At 61.7% G+C, this 18,978-nt stretch carries 18 protein-coding genes; 14 read left to right on the top strand and 4 right to left on the bottom strand.

Features of this window, described 5'->3' with window-relative positions; genetic code table 11:
* Positions 1-283: 283 nt before the first annotated feature.
* The 7 genes from IAE39_RS25140 to IAE39_RS25110 all read left to right on the top strand — a co-directional run bounded on the left by IAE39_RS25140 (position 284) and on the right by IAE39_RS25110 (position 9,308).
* Entirely contained in the window at positions 284-583 is a 300-nt protein-coding gene (locus IAE39_RS25140) for a DUF6388 family protein (protein ID WP_201207206.1), read from the top strand.
* Positions 584-830: 247 nt separating this feature from the next.
* Entirely contained in the window at positions 831-2,144 is a 1,314-nt protein-coding gene (gene tig, locus IAE39_RS25135; protein ID WP_201207205.1) for a trigger factor, read from the top strand.
* A gap of 91 nt (positions 2,145-2,235) precedes the next feature.
* On the top strand, positions 2,236-2,877 hold the full coding sequence (gene clpP / locus IAE39_RS25130) for an ATP-dependent Clp endopeptidase proteolytic subunit ClpP (RefSeq protein WP_027593952.1): 642 nt from the start codon (positions 2,236-2,238) through the stop codon (positions 2,875-2,877).
* A gap of 108 nt (positions 2,878-2,985) precedes the next feature.
* On the top strand, positions 2,986-4,269 hold the full coding sequence (clpX, locus tag IAE39_RS25125; protein ID WP_110744985.1) for an ATP-dependent Clp protease ATP-binding subunit ClpX: 1,284 nt from the start codon (positions 2,986-2,988) through the stop codon (positions 4,267-4,269).
* Between the two features lie 163 nt (positions 4,270-4,432).
* Positions 4,433-6,829: an endopeptidase La gene (lon, locus tag IAE39_RS25120; RefSeq protein ID WP_201207204.1), complete on the top strand. Its 2,397-nt coding sequence runs from the start codon at positions 4,433-4,435 to the stop codon at positions 6,827-6,829.
* Positions 6,830-6,982: 153 nt separating this feature from the next.
* Positions 6,983-7,255, top strand: coding sequence for an HU family DNA-binding protein (locus IAE39_RS25115; protein ID WP_016485887.1), 273 nt, complete (start codon positions 6,983-6,985; stop codon positions 7,253-7,255).
* A 181-nt stretch (positions 7,256-7,436) separates the two neighbouring features.
* Positions 7,437-9,308, top strand: a complete 1,872-nt coding sequence (locus IAE39_RS25110) for a SurA N-terminal domain-containing protein (RefSeq protein WP_201207203.1) — start codon at positions 7,437-7,439, stop codon at positions 9,306-9,308.
* A gap of 175 nt (positions 9,309-9,483) precedes the next feature.
* On the opposite strand, the gene IAE39_RS25105 is transcribed toward IAE39_RS25110, so the two are convergent.
* The gene (locus IAE39_RS25105; protein WP_201207202.1) at positions 9,484-10,524 is read right to left on the bottom strand and encodes a patatin-like phospholipase family protein; all 1,041 of its coding nucleotides are present in this window, start codon (positions 10,522-10,524) and stop codon (positions 9,484-9,486) included.
* A gap of 178 nt (positions 10,525-10,702) precedes the next feature.
* Between IAE39_RS25105 and IAE39_RS25100 the strand changes: the two genes are divergently transcribed.
* The 3 genes from IAE39_RS25100 to IAE39_RS25090 all read left to right on the top strand — a co-directional run bounded on the left by IAE39_RS25100 (position 10,703) and on the right by IAE39_RS25090 (position 12,649).
* Entirely contained in the window at positions 10,703-10,981 is a 279-nt protein-coding gene (locus tag IAE39_RS25100; protein WP_056800193.1) for a hypothetical protein, read from the top strand.
* Positions 10,982-10,995: 14 nt separating this feature from the next.
* On the top strand, positions 10,996-11,763 hold the full coding sequence (locus tag IAE39_RS25095; protein ID WP_201207201.1) for a CHAD domain-containing protein: 768 nt from the start codon (positions 10,996-10,998) through the stop codon (positions 11,761-11,763).
* 88 nt (positions 11,764-11,851) lie between these two features.
* The gene (locus tag IAE39_RS25090) at positions 11,852-12,649 is read left to right on the top strand and encodes an acyl-CoA thioesterase (RefSeq protein ID WP_201207200.1); all 798 of its coding nucleotides are present in this window, start codon (positions 11,852-11,854) and stop codon (positions 12,647-12,649) included.
* Between the two features lie 148 nt (positions 12,650-12,797).
* On the opposite strand, the gene IAE39_RS25085 is transcribed toward IAE39_RS25090, so the two are convergent.
* The 3 genes from IAE39_RS25085 to IAE39_RS25075 form a co-directional block, all read right to left on the bottom strand.
* Positions 12,798-13,166, bottom strand: coding sequence for an Mpo1-like protein (locus IAE39_RS25085; protein WP_201207199.1), 369 nt, complete (start codon positions 13,164-13,166; stop codon positions 12,798-12,800).
* A 75-nt stretch (positions 13,167-13,241) separates the two neighbouring features.
* On the bottom strand, positions 13,242-14,720 hold the full coding sequence (locus IAE39_RS25080; RefSeq protein ID WP_201207198.1) for a methyl-accepting chemotaxis protein: 1,479 nt from the start codon (positions 14,718-14,720) through the stop codon (positions 13,242-13,244).
* Positions 14,721-14,964: 244 nt separating this feature from the next.
* Complete coding sequence (locus tag IAE39_RS25075) at positions 14,965-15,759, bottom strand: TatD family hydrolase (RefSeq protein WP_201207197.1); 795 nt, start codon at positions 15,757-15,759, stop codon at positions 14,965-14,967.
* A gap of 156 nt (positions 15,760-15,915) precedes the next feature.
* On the opposite strand from IAE39_RS25075, the gene IAE39_RS25070 reads away from it, so the two are divergent.
* The 4 genes from IAE39_RS25070 (at position 15,916) to greB (ending at position 18,914) form a co-directional block, all read left to right on the top strand.
* Positions 15,916-17,322 (top strand): transglycosylase SLT domain-containing protein, encoded by a 1,407-nt coding sequence (locus IAE39_RS25070; RefSeq protein WP_201207196.1) that lies wholly within the window; start codon positions 15,916-15,918, stop codon positions 17,320-17,322.
* Positions 17,323-17,435: 113 nt separating this feature from the next.
* Positions 17,436-17,873, top strand: a complete 438-nt coding sequence (locus tag IAE39_RS25065) for a DoxX family protein (protein ID WP_012271574.1) — start codon at positions 17,436-17,438, stop codon at positions 17,871-17,873.
* Between the two features lie 248 nt (positions 17,874-18,121).
* Positions 18,122-18,430 (top strand): hypothetical protein, encoded by a 309-nt coding sequence (locus IAE39_RS25060; protein WP_201207195.1) that lies wholly within the window; start codon positions 18,122-18,124, stop codon positions 18,428-18,430.
* Positions 18,431-18,440: 10 nt separating this feature from the next.
* Positions 18,441-18,914 carry a transcription elongation factor GreB gene (greB, locus tag IAE39_RS25055; RefSeq protein ID WP_201207194.1) on the top strand — a complete coding sequence of 158 codons (474 nt, stop codon included), beginning with the start codon at positions 18,441-18,443 and terminating at the stop codon, positions 18,912-18,914.
* Positions 18,915-18,978: the final 64 nt, after the last annotated feature.

Raw genomic sequence — 18,978 nt, 5'->3', positions numbered from 1 at the left:
AATGTAGGAGCGGCTTTAGCCGCGAAGCGCCGCGCGGGCGGCGCTCGATCTTACAGGCGCTGCAAGGCTCAAATCGTTCGCCTTACAGGCGCTGCAAGGCTCAAATCATTCACCTCACAGGCGCTGCAAGGCTCGGATCAGGCGCTTCGCAGGCCCCGACGCACCCCAGGCCAACCAAATCACACTCACACCCCTTGCAATCTTCTGGTGACACCCCAATAAAAGCTGTTAGATTTCAGCCGGTTGAAATACCGGCCCAGTTGGCCGGCAGAGGAACAACCCGATGATTGCAAAAGAAGCCCGTCAGGCCCTGGCGCTGCAGCGCTTTGCCGAAGCCCATCCGCAGCTGCTCGAGGAAATCCGCGAGCTGGATGCGCGTGAGCAGGCCCAGCAGATCGAGTGGGCGTTCGAAGATGCGGCCGAAGAGCAGGGCATTCAGCCCTGGGAACTGGCGCTGCAACTGATCGCCGAAACCCCGGAACAGTTGCAGGCCATGCGCCTGGAAACGCACCGCGAGGTGGCCGAGGCGCTGGGGCTGGAGTGGGAAGAATACTGTCAGTTCAACGAAATCGATCCTGAATAAAGGAAGCGAATTCGCCACTGGCAATTGTTTGACACGTTATTACGGCTGCACTGCGCCATGGGCATGGTGCGGCTCTTTATGAAGCAGGCTCGGCGGCAAGCCGTGCGGGCCTTGAAAGCTAATCGACCGGCGTGGTTTCGCGTCGTCCCGTGTGGGGTGACTTCTGCCGCGCGACTCACTAGAATGCTTGCCCTTGATTCTGGAGTCGGGCTAACGCCGGCTAACGTCTGTGCAACGAGGAATATCCATGCAAGTTTCTGTTGAAAACACTTCCGCTCTCGAGCGCCGCATGACCATCGCCGTTCCGGCCGAGCGCGTCGAGAACGAAGTCAACAAGCGTCTGCAACAGACTGCCAAGCGCGCCAAGGTTGCCGGCTTCCGCCCAGGCAAGGTGCCAATGAGCGTGATCCGTCAGCGCTTCGAGGCCGATGCCCGTCAAGAGGCTTTCGGTGACCTGGTCCAGGCTTCCTTCTACGAAGCCATCGTCGAGCAGAAGCTGAACCCGGCTGGCGCCCCGGCTGTAGAGCCGAAGTCCTTCGAAAAGGGCAAGGACCTGGAGTTCGTCGCCATCTTCGAAGTGTTCCCGGAGTTCACCGTTGCCGGCCTCGAGTCGATCAACGTCGAGCGCCTGACCGCTGAAGTGGCTGACGCTGACCTGGACAACATGCTGGAAGTGCTGCGCAAGCAGAACACCCGCTTCGAGGCCGTTGAGCGCGCCGCGCAGAACGACGACCAGGTCAACATCGATTTCGTCGGCAAGGTCGACGGTGAAGTGTTCGCCGGTGGTTCGGCCAAGGGCACCCAGCTGGTACTGGGCTCCGGCCGCATGATCCCAGGCTTTGAAGACGGCCTGGTTGGCGCCAAGGCTGGCGAAGAGCGCGTTGTCAACGTGATCTTCCCTGAGGACTACCAGAACCTGGACCTGGCTGGCAAAGCTGCCGAGTTCACCATCACCGTCAACAGCGTTTCGGCTCCAGTACTGCCAGAACTGAACGAAGAGTTCTTCGCCCAGTTCGGCATCAAGGAATCGACCCTGGAAGGTTTCCGCACCGAAGTTCGCAAGAACATGGAGCGTGAACTGCGTCAGGCGATCAAGACCAAGGTGAAAAACCAGGTCATGGACGGTCTGCTGGCCGCCAACCCGATCGAAGTGCCGAAAGCCCTGCTGGAAAACGAAGTCAACCGCCTGCGCGTGCAGGCTGTTCAGCAGTTCGGCGGCAACATCAAGCCTGAGCAGCTGCCAGCCGAGCTGTTCGAAGAGCAAGCCAAGCGCCGCGTGGTGCTGGGCCTGATCGTCGCCGAAGTGGTCAAGCAGTTCGAGCTGAAGCCGGACGACGCCAAGGTTCGCGAGATGATCGAAGAAATGGCTTCGGCTTACCAGGAGCCTGAGCAGGTCATCGCCTGGTACTACAAGAACGACCAGCAACTGAACGAAGTGCGTTCGGTTGTGCTGGAAGAGCAAGTTGTAGATACTGTTCTGCAGAAAGCGACTGTGACCGACAAGTCGGTCTCGTACGAAGAAGCCGTAAAACCAGCCCAGGCACCTGCCGAAGCCGAGTAATACGTTTTCTTTCGTAGGAAACCCCACAAGCCAGCCTTCGAGCTGGCTTGTGCGTTATCAAGCCATGACTATTTGGGAGTGAGCGCAGGACATGTCCCGCAATTCTTATATTCAGCAGAGCTCTGACATCCAGGCCGCAGGTGGCCTGGTCCCGATGGTTATCGAGCAGTCCGCCCGTGGCGAGCGCGCGTACGACATCTATTCGCGCCTGTTGAAGGAGCGAGTGATCTTCCTGGTTGGCCCGGTTGAAGACTACATGGCCAACCTCGTCGTCGCGCAGATGCTGTTCCTCGAAGCGGAAAACCCGGACAAGGATATCCATCTCTACATCAACTCGCCGGGTGGCTCCGTCACCGCTGGCATGTCGATTTACGACACCATGCAGTTCATCAAGCCGGACGTCTCGACCATCTGCATCGGCCAGGCCTGCAGCATGGGCGCCTTTTTGCTGACCGCAGGTGCCAAGGGCAAGCGTCACTGCCTGCCGAACTCGCGCGTGATGATTCACCAGCCGCTGGGCGGTTTCCAGGGGCAGGCCACCGATATCGAGATCCATGCCCAGGAAATTCTCAATATCAAGGCGCGTCTGAACGAGCTGCTGGCCTACCACACCGGCCAGGACCTCGAGACCATCAAGCGTGACACCGAGCGTGACAACTTCATGAGCGCCTCGCGCGCGGCCGAGTACGGCCTGATCGACTCGGTCTACGACAAGCGGCAACTGGCCTCCTGAACCGGGGTGCCAGAGCAGGTAGGCGCCGAAAGCGCCTACCTGCGGACTTGAAAAAGCCCGCAATTGCCTTCATCTTGTGTTGCAAGCCTACCGGATTGGATCGATCGAATGACTGACACCCGTAACGGCGAGGACAGCGGCAAATTGCTCTATTGCTCCTTCTGCGGCAAAAGCCAGCACGAAGTGCGCAAATTGATTGCCGGGCCCTCGGTATTTATCTGCGACGAGTGCGTCGACCTGTGCAATGACATCATCCGTGAGGAGGTGCAGGAAGCCCAGGCCGAGAGCAGCGCGCACAAATTGCCTTCGCCGAAAGAAATCAGCGGCATCCTGGACCAGTACGTCATTGGTCAGGAGCGCGCGAAGAAGGTGCTGGCCGTAGCGGTTTACAACCACTACAAGCGCCTGAACCAGCGTGACAAGAAGGGTGACGAAGTCGAACTGGGCAAGAGCAACATCCTGCTCATCGGGCCGACTGGCTCGGGCAAGACCCTGCTCGCCGAAACCCTGGCACGCCTGTTGAACGTACCGTTCACCATTGCTGACGCCACCACCCTGACCGAAGCCGGTTATGTGGGTGAGGACGTCGAAAACATCATTCAGAAGCTGTTGCAAAAGTGCGACTACGACGTGGAAAAGGCCCAGATGGGCATTGTCTACATCGACGAAATCGACAAGATCTCGCGCAAGTCGGACAACCCGTCCATCACCCGTGACGTTTCGGGCGAGGGCGTGCAGCAGGCGTTGCTGAAACTGATCGAAGGCACCGTGGCTTCGGTACCGCCGCAGGGTGGCCGTAAGCACCCGCAACAGGAATTCCTGCAGGTTGATACCCGCAACATCCTGTTCATTTGCGGTGGCGCGTTCTCGGGCCTGGAAAAGGTCATCCAGAACCGCTCCACCAAGGGTGGCATCGGTTTTGGCGCCGAAGTGCGCAGCAAGGAAGAAGGCAAGAAGGTTGGCGAGTCCCTGCGTGAGGTCGAACCGGACGATCTGGTCAAGTTTGGCCTGATTCCGGAATTCGTCGGCCGCCTGCCGGTGCTGGCTACCCTCGACGAGCTCGACGAGGCTGCTTTGATGCAGATCCTCACCGAGCCGAAGAACGCCCTGACCAAGCAATATGCCAAGCTGTTCGAGATGGAAAGCGTCGACCTCGAGTTCCGCAGCGATGCGCTCAAGGCCGTCGCACGCAAGGCCCTGGAGCGCAAGACCGGCGCCCGTGGCCTGCGTTCGATCCTCGAAGGCGTGCTGCTCGACACCATGTACGAGATTCCTTCGCAGAAGGATGTCAGCAAGGTGGTGATCGACGAGAGCGTCATCGAAGGTACCTCGCAGCCGCTGATGATCTACGAGAACAGCGAGCCGCAAGCCAAGGCCGCGCCAGACGCCTGATACAGGCAATGGCCGGTTCACGGTTGCAAGCATGAAGGGGCCTACGGGCCCCTTTCTGCTTTTCCTGAGCTAGCGCTTGTAATTTCCCAAGCGTGCCCCCACATTAGGTCCAAGCATCATTTCCACCGGTTTCCGGCCATAAGGCCGCTGTAGAGGCGAAATCATGAAGACCACCCTCGACTTGCCTCTTTTGCCATTGCGCGATGTCGTTGTTTACCCGCACATGGTTATCCCGCTGTTCGTGGGGCGCGAAAAGTCCATCGAAGCCCTCGAGGCAGCGATGACGGGCGAAAAGCAGATTCTGCTGCTGGCCCAGAAGAACCCAGCCGATGACGACCCGGGCGAGGACGCCTTGTACCGCGTCGGTACCGTTGCCACCGTGCTGCAACTGCTGAAGCTGCCTGATGGCACCGTCAAGGTGCTGGTCGAGGGCGAGCAGCGTGGCGCCGTTGAGCGTTTTAACGAAGTAGAAGGGCACATCCGTGCCGAAGTCTCCCTGATCGACGAAACCGACACCGCCGAGCGCGAGTCGGAAGTGTTCGTGCGCACGCTGCTGTCGCAATTCGAGCAGTACGTGCAACTGGGCAAGAAGGTCCCGGCCGAAGTGCTGTCGTCGCTGAACAGCATCGAAGAGCCAGGGCGCCTGGTCGACACCATGGCCGCGCACATGGCCCTGAAGATCGAGCAGAAGCAGGAAATCCTTGAAATCGTCGACCTGACCACCCGTGTCGAACACGTGCTGGCGCTGCTGGATGCCGAAATCGACCTGCTGCAGGTTGAAAAGCGCATTCGCGGCCGGGTCAAGAAGCAGATGGAGCGCAGCCAGCGCGAGTACTACCTGAATGAGCAGATGAAGGCCATTCAGAAAGAGCTGGGTGATGGCGACGAAGGCCACAACGAAGTCGAAGAGCTGAAAAAGCGCATCGAAGCTGCCGGCCTGCCCAAGGATGCCCTGACCAAGGCCCAGGCCGAGCTGAACAAGCTCAAGCAGATGTCGCCGATGTCGGCCGAAGCCACCGTGGTGCGGTCGTACCTCGACTGGCTGGTGCAGGTGCCGTGGAAGGCCCAGAGCAAGGTGCGCCTTGACCTGACCAAGGCCGAGGAAATCCTTGACGCCGACCACTATGGTCTGGAAGAGGTCAAGGAACGCATCCTCGAGTACCTTGCCGTGCAGAAGCGCGTGAAGAAAATCCGTGGCCCGGTGCTGTGCCTGGTCGGCCCTCCTGGCGTCGGCAAGACCTCGTTGGCCGAGTCGATCGCTGCGGCCACCAACCGCAAGTTCGTGCGCATGGCCTTGGGTGGCGTGCGTGACGAGGCCGAGATCCGCGGCCACCGCCGTACCTACATCGGCTCGATGCCAGGCCGCCTGATCCAGAAGATGACCAAGGTGGGGGTGCGCAACCCGCTGTTCCTGCTTGACGAAATCGACAAGATGGGCAGCGACATGCGTGGCGACCCGGCCTCGGCACTGCTGGAAGTGCTGGACCCGGAGCAGAACCACAACTTCAACGACCACTACCTGGAGGTCGATTACGACCTCTCGGACGTGATGTTCCTGTGCACCTCGAACTCGATGAACATTCCGCCAGCGCTGCTCGACCGCATGGAAGTCATCCGCCTGCCGGGCTACACCGAGGACGAGAAGATCAACATCGCGGTCAAGTACCTGGTGCCCAAGCAGGTCAAGGCCAACGGCTTGAAGAAGGAAGAGCTGGAGGTAGATGTTTCGGCGATCCGCGACATCATCCGTTACTACACCCGCGAAGCCGGTGTGCGTGGCCTGGAGCGGCAAATCGCCAAGGTCTGCCGCAAGGTGGTCAAGGAACATACCGGGCAGAAGCAGTTCAAGGTCAAGGTGGCCAGCGAGCAGCTGGAGCACCTGCTGGGGGTACGCAAGTTCCGCTACGGCCTGGCCGAACAGCAAGACCAGATCGGCCAGGTTACCGGCCTGGCCTGGACCCAGGTGGGCGGCGAACTGCTGACCATCGAAGCCGTGGTCATCCCGGGTAAGGGCCAGTTGATCAAGACGGGCTCACTGGGCGATGTCATGGTCGAGTCGATTACCGCCGCGCAGACCGTGGTGCGCAGCCGCGCCCGCAGTCTGGGGATTGCCGCCGACTTCCACGAGAAGCACGACGTGCACATCCACATGCCTGAGGGTGCCACGCCGAAGGACGGCCCAAGTGCCGGTATCGGCATGTGCACCGCGCTGGTGTCGGCGCTGACGCAGATTCCGGTGCGTGCCGACGTGGCCATGACCGGCGAAATCACCCTGCGCGGCCAGGTGCTGGCCATTGGCGGGCTGAAGGAAAAACTGCTGGCAGCACACCGTGGCGGGATCAAGACGGTGATCATTCCGGAGGAGAATGTTCGCGATCTGAAGGAGATTCCGGAAAATATCAAACAGGATCTGCAGATCAAACCGGTCAAATGGATTGACGAAGTCCTGCAAATTGCGCTGCAATACGCCCCGGAGCCCTTGCCAGATGTGGCTCCCGAGATTGTCGCGAAAGAAGAAAAGCGCGACGGCGATGCCAAGGAAAGAATCAGCACGCATTAGTAGTTTTTGCTTGGGGGGCTTTCCTTGACAGTTTTTTCGAGGCCTTGCTATAAAGCGGCACGTTATTGTCAATAAAGCCTCCCAACGTACGTTTCATAAGCTTTTCATTACATACTTAGAAACAAACTCAATAGAGAAATAAGGGGACTTAGAGTGAACAAGTCGGAACTGATTGACGCTATCGCTGCATCGGCTGACATTTCCAAAGCTACCGCAGGTAAGGCTCTGGACGCTGTGATCGACTCCGTAACCGGTGCCCTGAAAGCAGGCGACGATGTCGTTCTGGTTGGCTTCGGTACCTTCTCGGTCAAGGATCGCGCCGAGCGCACCGGCCGCAACCCACAAACCGGCAAGGCGATCAAGATCGAAGCCGCCAAGGTTCCAGGTTTCAAGGCAGGCAAAGGCCTGAAAGACGCCGTCAACTAAGTCGTCTTTCAGCCGGACCCGGCCTGGCCAGGTCCGAGCGCGCTGATGGCGGGGCGCAAACGTTCCCGCCTGACACGTTTGCTAAGCAAAGGCGCATCCTCGGATGCGCCTTTCTTTTATCAGGATTCTACCCACGCTCCGCGGTTGTCGACGCAGTGGTACAGCCGTTTCTGGGGGACGCATGCTGCAAAATATCAGGGACAATTCACAAGGTTGGATTGCCAAGACCATCATCGGCCTTATCGTCGTGTTGATGGCGTTGACCGGTTTCGAAGCTATTTTCCAGGCCGCCACCCATAGCCAGGACGCCGCCAAGGTGAACGGCCAGACCATCAGCCAGAACGAGCTGAGCCAGGCGGCCGACATGCAGCGCCGTCAGTTGATGCAACAGTTGGGCAAGGATTTCGACCCGGCGCTGCTGGATGACAAATTGCTGCGTGAAGAGGCACTCAAGGGCCTGATCAGCCGCAAGCTGTTGCTGCAAGGTGCCGAAGACGCCAAGTTTGCCTTCTCCGAGGCCGCGCTGGATCAGGTGATCCTGCAGACGCCAGAGTTCCAGGTGGACGGCAAGTTCAGCGCCGACCGTTTTGACCAGGTCATCCGCCAGATGGGCTACGGCCGCATGCAATTCCGCGAGATGCTCGCCGAGGAAATGCTCATCGGCCAGCTGCGCACCGGCCTGGCCGGCAGCAGCTTCGTCACCGACCAGCAGGTCGATGCCTTCGCCCGCCTGGAGAAGCAGACCCGTGACTTCGCCTCCCTGACCTTCAAGGCCGACCCGGCCGCGGTCAAGGTCAGCGACGAAGAGGTCAAGGCGCACTACGACCAGCACGCCAAGGAGTTCATGTCGCCGGACCAGGTGGTGATCGACTACATCGAGCTGAAGAAGTCGGCGTACTTCGACCAGGTCAAGGTCACCGACGAAGAGCTCAAGGCGCAGTACGAGAAGGAAATCGCCAACCTTGCCGAGCAGCGTCACGCTGCGCACATCCTCATTGAGGTCAACGACAAGGTCACCGACGCCCAGGCCAAAGCCCGTGCCGAAGAGATCGAACAGCGCCTGGCCAAGGGTGAGAACTTTGCCGCACTGGCCAAGGAATTCTCCCAGGACCCGGGTTCGGCCAACAACGGTGGTGACCTTGGCTTCGCCGGCCCGGGCGTCTACGACCCGGCGTTCGAAGAGGCACTGTACAAGCTGCAGGACGGTCAGGTATCGGCGCCGGTGCGCACCGAGTTCGGTTACCACCTGATCAAGCTGCTGGGCGTAGAGGCACCGGAAGTACCGAGCTTCGCCAGCCTGAAGGACAAGCTGACCCGTGACCTGAAGATCCCGCTGGTCGAGCAGCGTTACGTCGACGCCAGCAAGCAGCTGCAGGATGCTGCCTACGAGGCTTCCGACCTGGCCCAGCCGGCTCAGGACCTGAACCTCAAGGTGCACACCTCCGCAGCCTTCGGCCGCGAGGGTGGTGAAGGCATCACGGCCAACCGTTCGGTGGTGCAGGCTGCGTTCTCCGAAGAAGTGCTTGACGAGGGTGCCAACAGCACCGCCATCGAGCTCGACCCGGAAACCACCGTGGTGCTGCGCGTCAAGGAGCACCGCAAGCCGGAGCAACTGCCGCTGGAGGCCGTAGCCCAGAATATCCGTGAACACCTGGCCAAGGAGAAGGCGACTGCCGAACTCAAGACCAAGGCGGACAAGCTGATCGCCGGCCTGCGTGACGGTTCCATTGCGGCGGGCAGCGTGCACGAAGGGCAGGGCTGGAAAGCCTACGAAGCGGTCACCCGTGGCGAGGACGGCATCGACCCGGCCGAACTGCAGGCGCTGTTCCGCCTGGGCAAGCCGCAAGCCAAGGACAAGCCGGTATATGGCAGCGTCGTGCTGCGTGACGGTAGCCTGGTGGTGCTGCAGCTCAAGGGTGTCAACGAAGGTGCAACCGCCACCGATGAAGAGAAGCAGCAGATCCGCCGCTACCTCGCATCGCGTGCTGGCCAGCAAGACTTCGCGGCTTACCGCAAGCAGCTGGAAGCCAATGCCGACATTACCCGTTACTAAGGTGATTGTTGCATGACAAACAGGCCGCCTTGTGCGGCCTGTTTCGTTTGCGCTACCTGTGCGGGCCTCTTCGCGGGTAAACCCGCTCCTACAGGTACCGCGCTTGATTCAGGCCCGGCGCAACACTTGTGGGAGCGGGTTCACCCGCGAAGAGGCCCGCACAGGCAAGACAGGCCTAGCGCTTCACCCCTTCATAGCTGTCCAGCGTATCCCGCGCAATCTCCCGCCCCAAGGCGATCAGCTCCGGCGCCTTGTAGAACTCGAAAAACCGGCACACCCGCTTGGGCACGTTGATCAGTACATCCGGCGGATAGCCGGCGATCTTGTATTGCGCCAACGAAGTCTGCATGACCTCGAAGCTCTGGTTGATCAAGTCCAGCAGCGAGGCGGGCCCGACGTTGTCGATGATGAACGAACCGGTCGCCGACTTCGGCGCGCCCTCACGTTCCAGTGCTGCTGCCGGTTGCTGGCCTTCCGGGGCAGCGCCATCGCTCAGCCACGGGCTTGGCGGTGCAAGCCCTTCGGCAACGATTTCCTGCTCGATGCGCATCAGTTCCTCCGCCGGCTTGCGGCGGAACGGCAGGCGTGAGCCCAGTGAGCTGAGCAAGGCGTCGAAGCGCATCTTGAACGCCGCCGGCCGTTCGATCACCGGTAACTGGTACTGCTTCTGGTTGGTGGCGTTGAGGTTGACCGCGATGATCAGGTCGCAATGGCTGGACACCACCGGCACGATCGGCAACGGGTTGAGGATGCCACCATCGACCAGCATGCGGTTGCCTTGCATCACCGGGGTGAACAGGCTGGGGATGGCCGCCGAGGCGCGCATGGCTTGGTGCAGGCACCCCTCCTGAAACCAGATTTCCTGCTGGTTGGTCAGGTCGGCAGCCACCGCCGTATAGGGGATGCGCAGTTGTTCGATGTTGATCTCGCCAACGATCTTGCGAATCTGCCCGAACACCTTGTCGCCGCGTATCGCGCCGAGGCGAAAACTGACGTCGACCAGGCGCAAGACGTCGAGGTAATCAAGGCTCTCGATCCAGTTGCGGTAGTCGTCGAGCTTGCCGGCGGCGTAGATCCCGCCAATGACGGCGCCCATGGAGCAGCCAGCGATGCAGGCGATGTCGTAGCCACGGCGCTCGATTTCCTCGATCACGCCAATATGTGCATACCCCCGGGCTCCGCCCGATCCCAGTACCAGTGCCACGCGTTTACTCATGAACATTCCCCGGCCAGTGCCACCATGGTCCTACAATGCACCCATCGCTGCCTGTGCTTCAATGTAGATCGTGCTGAGCTACTGTAATAATGCCGGTGAGGCAAAGCCGGCTGGACAGGGCACTTTTCAGCTGCCGGGGCGTCGAACAGCCACCGTTTTTTCCATTGAGGTATTACTGATGAAAGCCTGGATCTGCCTTCCACTGATTGCCCTGGCCCTTGCCGGCTGCGCGGGCAAAACGGCCTACCGAGAGAGTTGTGCTACCCAGCTGGATGCCGCCTGGAAGGAACTGGACCTGGCCAAGGCAGAGGGCTTTGCCGGTGCGGTGAGTTACTCCAAGGCGCTGTCGTTGCTGACGGGGGCCAAGACCCAGCAGCAGTTCGAGGGTTACGAAAGCTGCACCAACAAAGCCGAGAAGGCGCGCTTCTACATTCGTGAGTCCCGCGCCGGGCGCTGAACAAGGAGCGTCTCATGTCTGCCATGCTCGACCATGTCGTTGCCCAGGTATTGGCCTTGCAGGTGCGCCTGCTGGCCTGTCGCGAACGGCTGGCGGCCGATACCGACAGCGAGGCCCTGCATGACCTGCGAACCACGCTGCGGCGCCTGCGCAGCCTGCTACGGCCACTGCGCGGGCTGCCTGGGGTGGAGCAGCTGGAGGATGCCGCCAAATCGTTGGGCACTTTGACCACGCCGCTGCGTGACCGTGAGGTGCTGGCAGCCGAGCTGATCGGCCGTGGCCGTGCCGATGTGGGGCTGCGGCGCCTTGAAGGGCGCGGTAGGACCTTTGCCAGTGTGGCTGCCAGCCCCCAGTTGAGCCGGGTGCTGGCTATTGTCGATGCCTTTCCGCTGTTCCTGCGTGCGGCAGGCCGTGAGGGCCTGGTCAAGTCGCTGGACAAACGCATCGACAAACGCCTGGTCAAGCAATGGCATAAGTTGTACGAAGCCTTGCAGGACCCTGCCCACGACCGCCATCGCCTGCGTTTGCTGATCAAGCGTGCGCGCTACGGTGACGAGGCCTACCCGCAACTCGATCACGCCGGGAAGAAACTCCGGCGCCTGCTGAAAAAGGCCCAGGGCGATCTGGGCGACTGGCATGATCGTCTGCAGTGGTTGTTGCAGGCGCGTGATCACGCCGACCTGGCACCCTGCAAGGTCGACTGGGAGCAGGAGTTGCACGAGGCCGAGCGCAAGTCGGATGTGACCCTCGACGCGCTTCTGCAGGCGCTGGCACGGCGCTAGCCCGAAAAATGACCGAAATGCGGGCTGATCGCGCAAGGTTTGCTGGCTAGGATGGGCAGACCTTTTCGCTTCAGGCAGGAGCCGGTCCATGAATTTCAACCAACTGCTCGACGCCGTGCGGGCCAACCCCGACGCCGTCAGTGTTCCGCCCAGCTGGGCCCAGGGGCGCGCAGCCTTTGGCGGGTTGATGGCGGCCATGGTGTATGAGGCCATGCGCCTGAAACTCAGCGACGGCCGCCCGGTGCGCTCGCTGGCCATCAGTTTCGTGGCGCCAGCCGCTGCGGATGTGCCTATCCGTTTCGAAGTAGAGGTGCTGCGCGAAGGCAAGGCGGTCAGCACCTTGCTCGGTCGTGCTGTTCAGGGTGGCCAGGTGGTGACCCTGGTACAGGGCAACTTCGGCGCGGGGCGGCCTTCGGTAGTCGAGGTGCCGGCGTTACCGGCGATGGAAATGAAGGCGCTGGAAGACGCGGCACCCGAGTTGCCCTATATCAAGGGCGTGACCCCGGAGTTCATGCGCCACGTGGCCTTGCGCTGGGCAGTGGGTGGGTTGCCGTTCAGTGGCAATCAGTCGCGCACGATGGGCGGCTGGGTGCGCTTGCGCGACGTGGCCGAAGCGCAGGTCAACGAAGGGCACCTGCTGGCGCTGGTGGATGCCTGGCCGCCGAGCCTGATGCCGTTTCTCAAGCAGCCCGCTGCGGGCAGTACGCTGACCTGGACCATCGAGTTCATCCAGCCAGTGGCAAAGCTGTCGACGGTGGACTGGTGCCGGTATTGCGTTGAGACCGAGCATGCGCGGGACGGTTATGGGCATGCTGCAGCAGCACTGTGGACGGCACAAGGGGAGCTGCTGGCCCTGAGCCGGCAGACGGTCACCGTGTTTGCTTAACAGTATCGCTGGAGCATTCGCCATTCCCTGTGGGAGCGGCTTTAGCCGCGAACACCGGCGAAGCCGGTGCCATTCACCTCGGTGCCTGCTTCGCGGGTGAACCCGCTCCCACAATGGATCGCGTTTAGGCGAAGCAATGCAATCACCCTCAACGCCGGTGCTTGTGCCGCTCCCGCCAGGCCTTCCACCAAGCCCCGCTCAGCACAAAACGTGGAAAGGTGATGAACTGCTCGGTCAGCAGCCGTTGCACGGCATCCTGGCGGTTGGCGAACGGCTCGGGTTGTTCGGCTTCCAGCCGGTGCCCGTGGCGCTGCAGGCCCAGGCCGGCGATCAAGGCAATGATACCCACCGCGATCTGGCCCAGATCAAGGCCGAACAGGCCGGACAGCACCAGCAGCGCACCCAGGATGAACAGCGGCACGGCAATCAGGTGCAGCACCAGGTTGGCCGGGTGGCGGTGATTATGGTGGTAGCCGCGCCATTGCCAGGCGGGCAGGTTGGGCAGGCGTTTGCTCATGGGCAGTTCCTCATCGTCATGCCCAAAGCTTAGTGCGGCCCCCGTCAGGGGGCCAATCGAGGCTGGCTATGGCGACTATAGCTTGAGCTGGCCAATGGCCTTGCTCAGCTCGCCGGCCAGGGTCGCCAGTTCGCTGCTGGTGGTGGCGGAGCCCACTGTCTGCTGCACGGTCTGCTCGGTGACATCGCGAATGCTCACCACGGCGCGGTTCATTTCCTCGGCCACCTGGCTTTGTTGTTCGGCCGCCACGGCAATCTGGGTGTTGCTTTCGCGCATTTGCGCCACCGCACCGGTAATTTCTGCCAGTGCTTCGCCGGCTTCCTGTGCCTGGCGCACGCAGTCGTCGGCCTTGTACGAGCTTTCCTGCATGAACTCCACTGCATCACGGGTGCCGGACTGTAGCGCCGAGACCATGGTGGTGATTTCATCGGTCGACGTTTGCACGCGCTTGGCCAGGTTGCGCACCTCGTCGGCCACCACGGCAAAGCCGCGGCCCAGGTCGCCGGCGCGGGCCGCTTCGATGGCAGCGTTCAGGGCCAGCAGGTTGGTCTGTTCGGCGATGCTGTGGATCACGCTGACCACGCCGTTGATTTTCTGGCTGTCTTCAGCCAGCTGGCGAATCATTTCGGCGGTTTGCTGCACGCCGCTGGACAACCCGGAAATTGAATCCTGCACGCGGCTGACCACCTCTTTGCCGCTGCCGGCCAGGGTATCGGCGGTTTGTGACAGGTCACGGGTGGCGCCGGCATGCTGGGCGATGTGGTGCACGGTCGCCGACATTTCGTTGATGGCGGTGGCGGCCTGGTCGGTCTCGCTTTGCTGGCCAAGCATACCGTGGCGCACGTCATTCATGCTGGCGGCCAGGCGTGCGGCGCCCGAGTCAAGCTGTGCCGCCGTGTGGGCGACGGTGCTGACGACCCGGTGGTAGGTAGCCTGCATGGCGTTGAAAGCGCCGGCCATCTGGCCGACTTCATCGCCGCAGGCCAAGGGCACGCGGGCGGCCAGGTCGCCGGTCTTCTCCACGTGCAGCATCACATCCTTCAGGGTATTGAGCTGGCTGAGCAAGAAGCGTATCAGCAGTTGCGAGGCGCCGAGCATGGCCAGCATCAGGACCAGTACACACACCGCGTAATTGCTGAAACGCTCGAAGAACACCTGGCGCAGGCTGGGCGACTGGGCCAGTACGGCCATTTGCTGATCGCCGCTGCGCAGTACCTGCGCACCGCGTAGCGGGTTGTCGCCAAGGACCCAGGCGCTTGGCAGTTCGACCCAGCCTTGGGCATTGCGCAGGGTGTCCAGGGGTTCGCCGGCGAAACTCGGGGTTTGCCCGGCTGACCAACTGATGACATTGGCCGGGCGCGGCAGCGCTTGCCCGGCTGGCCAGGCGGCCAGCAGTTGAGCTTGCGCGGCGGCCTGTGCCTGTGCCGCCTCGGCGCGGGCGCGTTGCTCCAGGTGCACGGCGTAAAGCACCAGCAACAGGGTCGTGACAAAGGCCACCGCGTTGACGGCCCAGAATTTGTACTTCAGGGAAACATTGCTAAGCCAGGCACCCATGGGCAGGTCTTCTCTGAGTTGAGCGGAAACAATATTGGCAAGGTGCCATCATTGTGCCAGCCCAAGCCAGGCTCTTTCTTGATGTGTATCAAGAAAGATCTCCAGCACGTCATCCTCAATATCCAACGGCTTGCCCAAATCCCTGTAGGAGCGGCTTTAGCCGCGAACACCGGCGTAGCCGGTGCCGTCCACTGCGGCGCCTGGTTCGCGGGCAAGCCCGCTCCTACAAGGGATCGCGTCAGCTTCAGAGCTGGAAAAACGCCCGCGCGGTGGCGGTAGTATGCGCCGCCGTGTGCTCGGCCGTTTCACCCCGGTGCAAGGCCACCTCGCGCAGCACCTCTGGCAAGAACGCCGGCTCGTTGCGCCCGTTCTTCGGCTTTGGCCGCAGGCTGCGCGGCAGCAGGTAGGGCGCATCGCTTTCCAGCATCAGCCGGCCTTCGGCAATGTTGCCCACCAGCGGGTGCAGGTGGGTGCCACGGCGCTCATCGCAGATCCACCCGGTAATGCCGATGTGCAGGTCCATGTCGAGGTAGGCGAACAACGCCTCGCGTTCCCCGGTAAAGCAGTGCACCACCGCAGCGGTCAGCTGGTCGCGGTAATCCTTCAGGATGGCCAGCAAGCGTTCGCTGGCATCGCGTTCATGCAGGAACACCGGCAGGCGCAGTTCGACAGCCAGGGCCAACTGGGCCTCCAGGGCTTTTTCCTGGAGCGGGCGAGGGGAGAAGTCGCGGTTGAAATCCAGGCCGCATTCGCCCACGGCACGTACCCGCGGCTCACTCAGCAGTTGGCGCAGCTGGCGCTCGCTGCCGGCGTCCCAAGCCTTGGCATCGTGGGGGTGTACACCCGCTGTGGCGAACAAGTGCTCGCCGCTGGCATCCAGTTGCTGGCACAGCTCCAGTGCCTGTTCGCTGACAGCCAGGCTGGTGCCCGTCAGCACCATTTGCGTCACCCCGGCCTCGATGGCGCGCTCGACAATGGCTGCCTGTTGGTCGTGGAAACTGCTGTTGGTCAGGTTGACGCCGATATCGATCAGTTGCATGGTGTTATCTCGTGCCGCGGGGCGGCCAGCATAGCAAAAACCGGGTTTTTCTGAAAAAACCAAGAACTTCATGCTGTTGCCGTGGTCTTTTACCGTCATTTATCACTTGGCGGTGCAACCCATGGATGCCGCCACCGACCATGGACACGCTTTCGCATGCCGCGATTCTGGCTCACTTTTTTGCTCACGCTTGGGTTGGCCTTGCCTGGCCCGGTTCAGGCGCGGGTGCCGGGCCCGCAGCAGAACATACCGCCCGCCAAGGTCCGTGATTTGCAGCAGATTCGCAGTACCAAGGTGCTGCGGGTTCTGGTCAACCAGAGCCGCAACAGCTCTGGTGAGGTCAAAGGCGAACCGGTCGGCATCGAATACTATCGCCTGCGTGCCCTGGAGCATTTCCTCAATGCCCGTAGCGATGACGACCAGCAGATCCAGCTGAAGCTCATCCCGCGGGCCAAGGAGCAATTGCTGGGCGCCCTGGCACGAGGGGAGGGTGACCTGGCTGCGCCGGGTGAACTGCTCGACCCCGGCACCGTACGTGGCGTGAGCGGCAGTGCGCCGATTCTTGACCAGGTGCCATTGACGTTGGTGGGGCGCAAAGGCGAACGCAGCTTCAGCAAGCTCGAACAGCTGTCCGGGCGCACCGTGGCGTTGACCAGCGCCAGCGCCGCTGGCCCGCTGATCCAGCAGGCCAACCAGCAACTGGCACTGCGCAAGCGGCCACCCATCAAGGTGGAATGGGTCGACTCGACACTGGCCGTGGAGGATGTGCTGGAAATGGTGCAGGCCGGTATCTACCACCTGACCGTGGTCGAGCAGCCCATTGCCCGGCGTTGGGCGCGGGTGATGCCGCGGCTGCGCCTGGACAGCCGGGTGCATCTGGGGGCACCGCAGGCCATGCGCTGGTATGTGGGGCGGGATGCGCCGCAGTTGCTGGCTGCGGTCGATCACTTCCTGAAGGGTTACCGCGCGCCGGACAACCAGGATGCCGCGTTCGAGCGCATCTACCGCCGCCAGTACCGTGTGCACAACCCCTTGGCCAGCAAGGACCGCCAGCGCCTGGCATCGGTGCGGGCGGTGTTGCAGAAGCACGGCGAGGCGCAGCAGATCGACTGGCTCAACCTGGCCGCGCTGGCGTTCAAGGAATCAACGCTGAACCCGGCCGCCCGCGGCAGCGGCGGCGCCCACGGCCTGATGCAGATCACCCCTTCGGCGGCGCAGCGCGTGGGGGTGAGCAACACCGCCACGGTGGATGGTAATGTCCTGGCCAGCGCCCGCTACCTGGCGCTGATCCGTCGCAAGTTCTTTGCCAGTGCCAAGATCAATGAGCGTGAGCGCATGGCTTTTGTGCTCGCGGCATACAACCTGGGCCCCGAGCGCGTGCAGGCCATGCGCGCCGAGGCCCGGCGGCGCGGGCTCAATGGCAACCAGTGGTTCTTCCAGACCGAACGCATTGCCATGGAGCAGGTGGGCATGGGGCCGGTCAACTTCGTCAACAGCGTCAACAAGTACTACCTGGCGTTCAACCGCGAGCGTGCCGTGCTGGAGCGTGTCGCCAAGCGCTGACAAATCGATTTTGTCGATTGTTATGTTGGGGTTTTTGCGATTTTCATATCTACGCAATTGATTATGATGACGCCCATCCCAACACAACTGCTTCGCTTCAAGGACGCTTCGACATGAACAACACCACCCTCAATGCCCTGTTCTCCACCCGTGCTGGCGCTGGCCTCAGCGTTATCCGCATCCTGGTCGGCATCATCTTCATGGCGCATGGCGCGCAAAAACTGTTTGGCCTGTTCGGCGGCTATGGCCTGGAAGGTACTGGCCAGTGGATGGAAAGCATCGGTCTGGCCCCGGGTTACCTGATGGCCCTGTTGTCCGGTAGCGCCGAATTCTTCGGTGGCCTGGCGTTGGTGGTAGGCCTATTGGCTCGCCCGGCGGCCCTGGCGCTGACTGTGACTTTGGTGGTGGCGATCTTCTCGGTGCACATCGGCAATGGCCTGTTCATGTCCAACAACGGCTACGAGTTCGCCTTGGCGCTGCTGGCCGGCACGGTTGCGGTGATGATCGAAGGCGCTGGCCGCTTCTCGCTGGACCGCCTGATCGCCCGCTAATCAGCTGCAAGCTGTGAGCTACAAGCCGCAAGCAAGAGCGGGCCTCTACTCGGCCTGCTTCTGCTTGCGGCTTGTAGCTTGCAACTTCAAGCTCATCGCTCTAGCATACCGCCTGCGCCGATTTAAACAGCTACTTGCGGGGCGCAGGAAAGCCCCACCTCCGGGTTATCCGAAATACCGCTAAAGCGCTGGTTCGGTGACGCCTCCCACCGCTGCCCAGCGGGATTCGCGAGGCGGAGAAAAGCTCCATGAGTTGCCCACGTACCAGTGTCTGTTTGAGCCCTTTGCCTGCCAGCCAGGCATCCCGCACACCGCGCATCCTGCTCGGCGGCCAGCATCAGCCCACTCTTTTACGTCACCTCGAAGGCCTGTCACGGCGCAAGGGCCAGGCGCGCGCGTTTCTGATTCAGTTCGCCGATAGCAGCTGCAATCTGGCGCAATATGGCAATGATCGTTTCGACCTCGCCGTCATCCAGGCGCCGGCACCGCAAGAGGCCGCCGAAGTCATCGGCCACCTTACCCGCATCGCACGCCAGGGCCTGATTACCCGCCGCTGAGGAGCGCCTGTTGAGCACCAACATCATCACCACGGAAGGCCATGAGGCGCTGAAGAAAGAGCTCGACCACCTGTGGCGGGTGTATCGCCCGGAAATCACCCAGAAGGTGGCCTGGGCGGCGTCGCTGGGTGACCGCAGTGAGAACGCCGACTACCAGTACAACAAAAAGCTGCTGCGCGAAATCGACCGCCGGGTGCGCTACCTGCGCAAGCGTCTTGAGGATGTGAAGGTGGTGGCCTACTCGCCGCAGCAGGAAGGCAAGGTGTTTTTCGGCGCCTGGGTCGAGATCGAGAACGACGAGGGCGAGACCATGAAGTTTCGCATTGTCGGTTATGACGAGATCTACGGGCGCAACGACTACATCTCGATCGACTCGCCCATGGCCCGTGCCTTGCTGAAGAAGGAGGAGGGCGATGAGGTATTGGTGCACACGCCTACCGGTGAGGCGACCTGGTATGTGAACAGCATCAGCTATGGGCAGTAAAGTGCTGTCGCCTGTGCTGGCCTCTTCGCGGCGGTTCGACGCCTCGATGAACCCGCTCCCACAG

Source organism: Pseudomonas sp. S37, from assembly GCF_016658545.1.
Classification (GTDB): Bacteria; Pseudomonadota; Gammaproteobacteria; order Pseudomonadales; family Pseudomonadaceae; genus Aquipseudomonas.
Note: the sequence above shows the minus strand (reverse complement) of the source record. Positions and strands in the feature narration are given on the sequence as shown.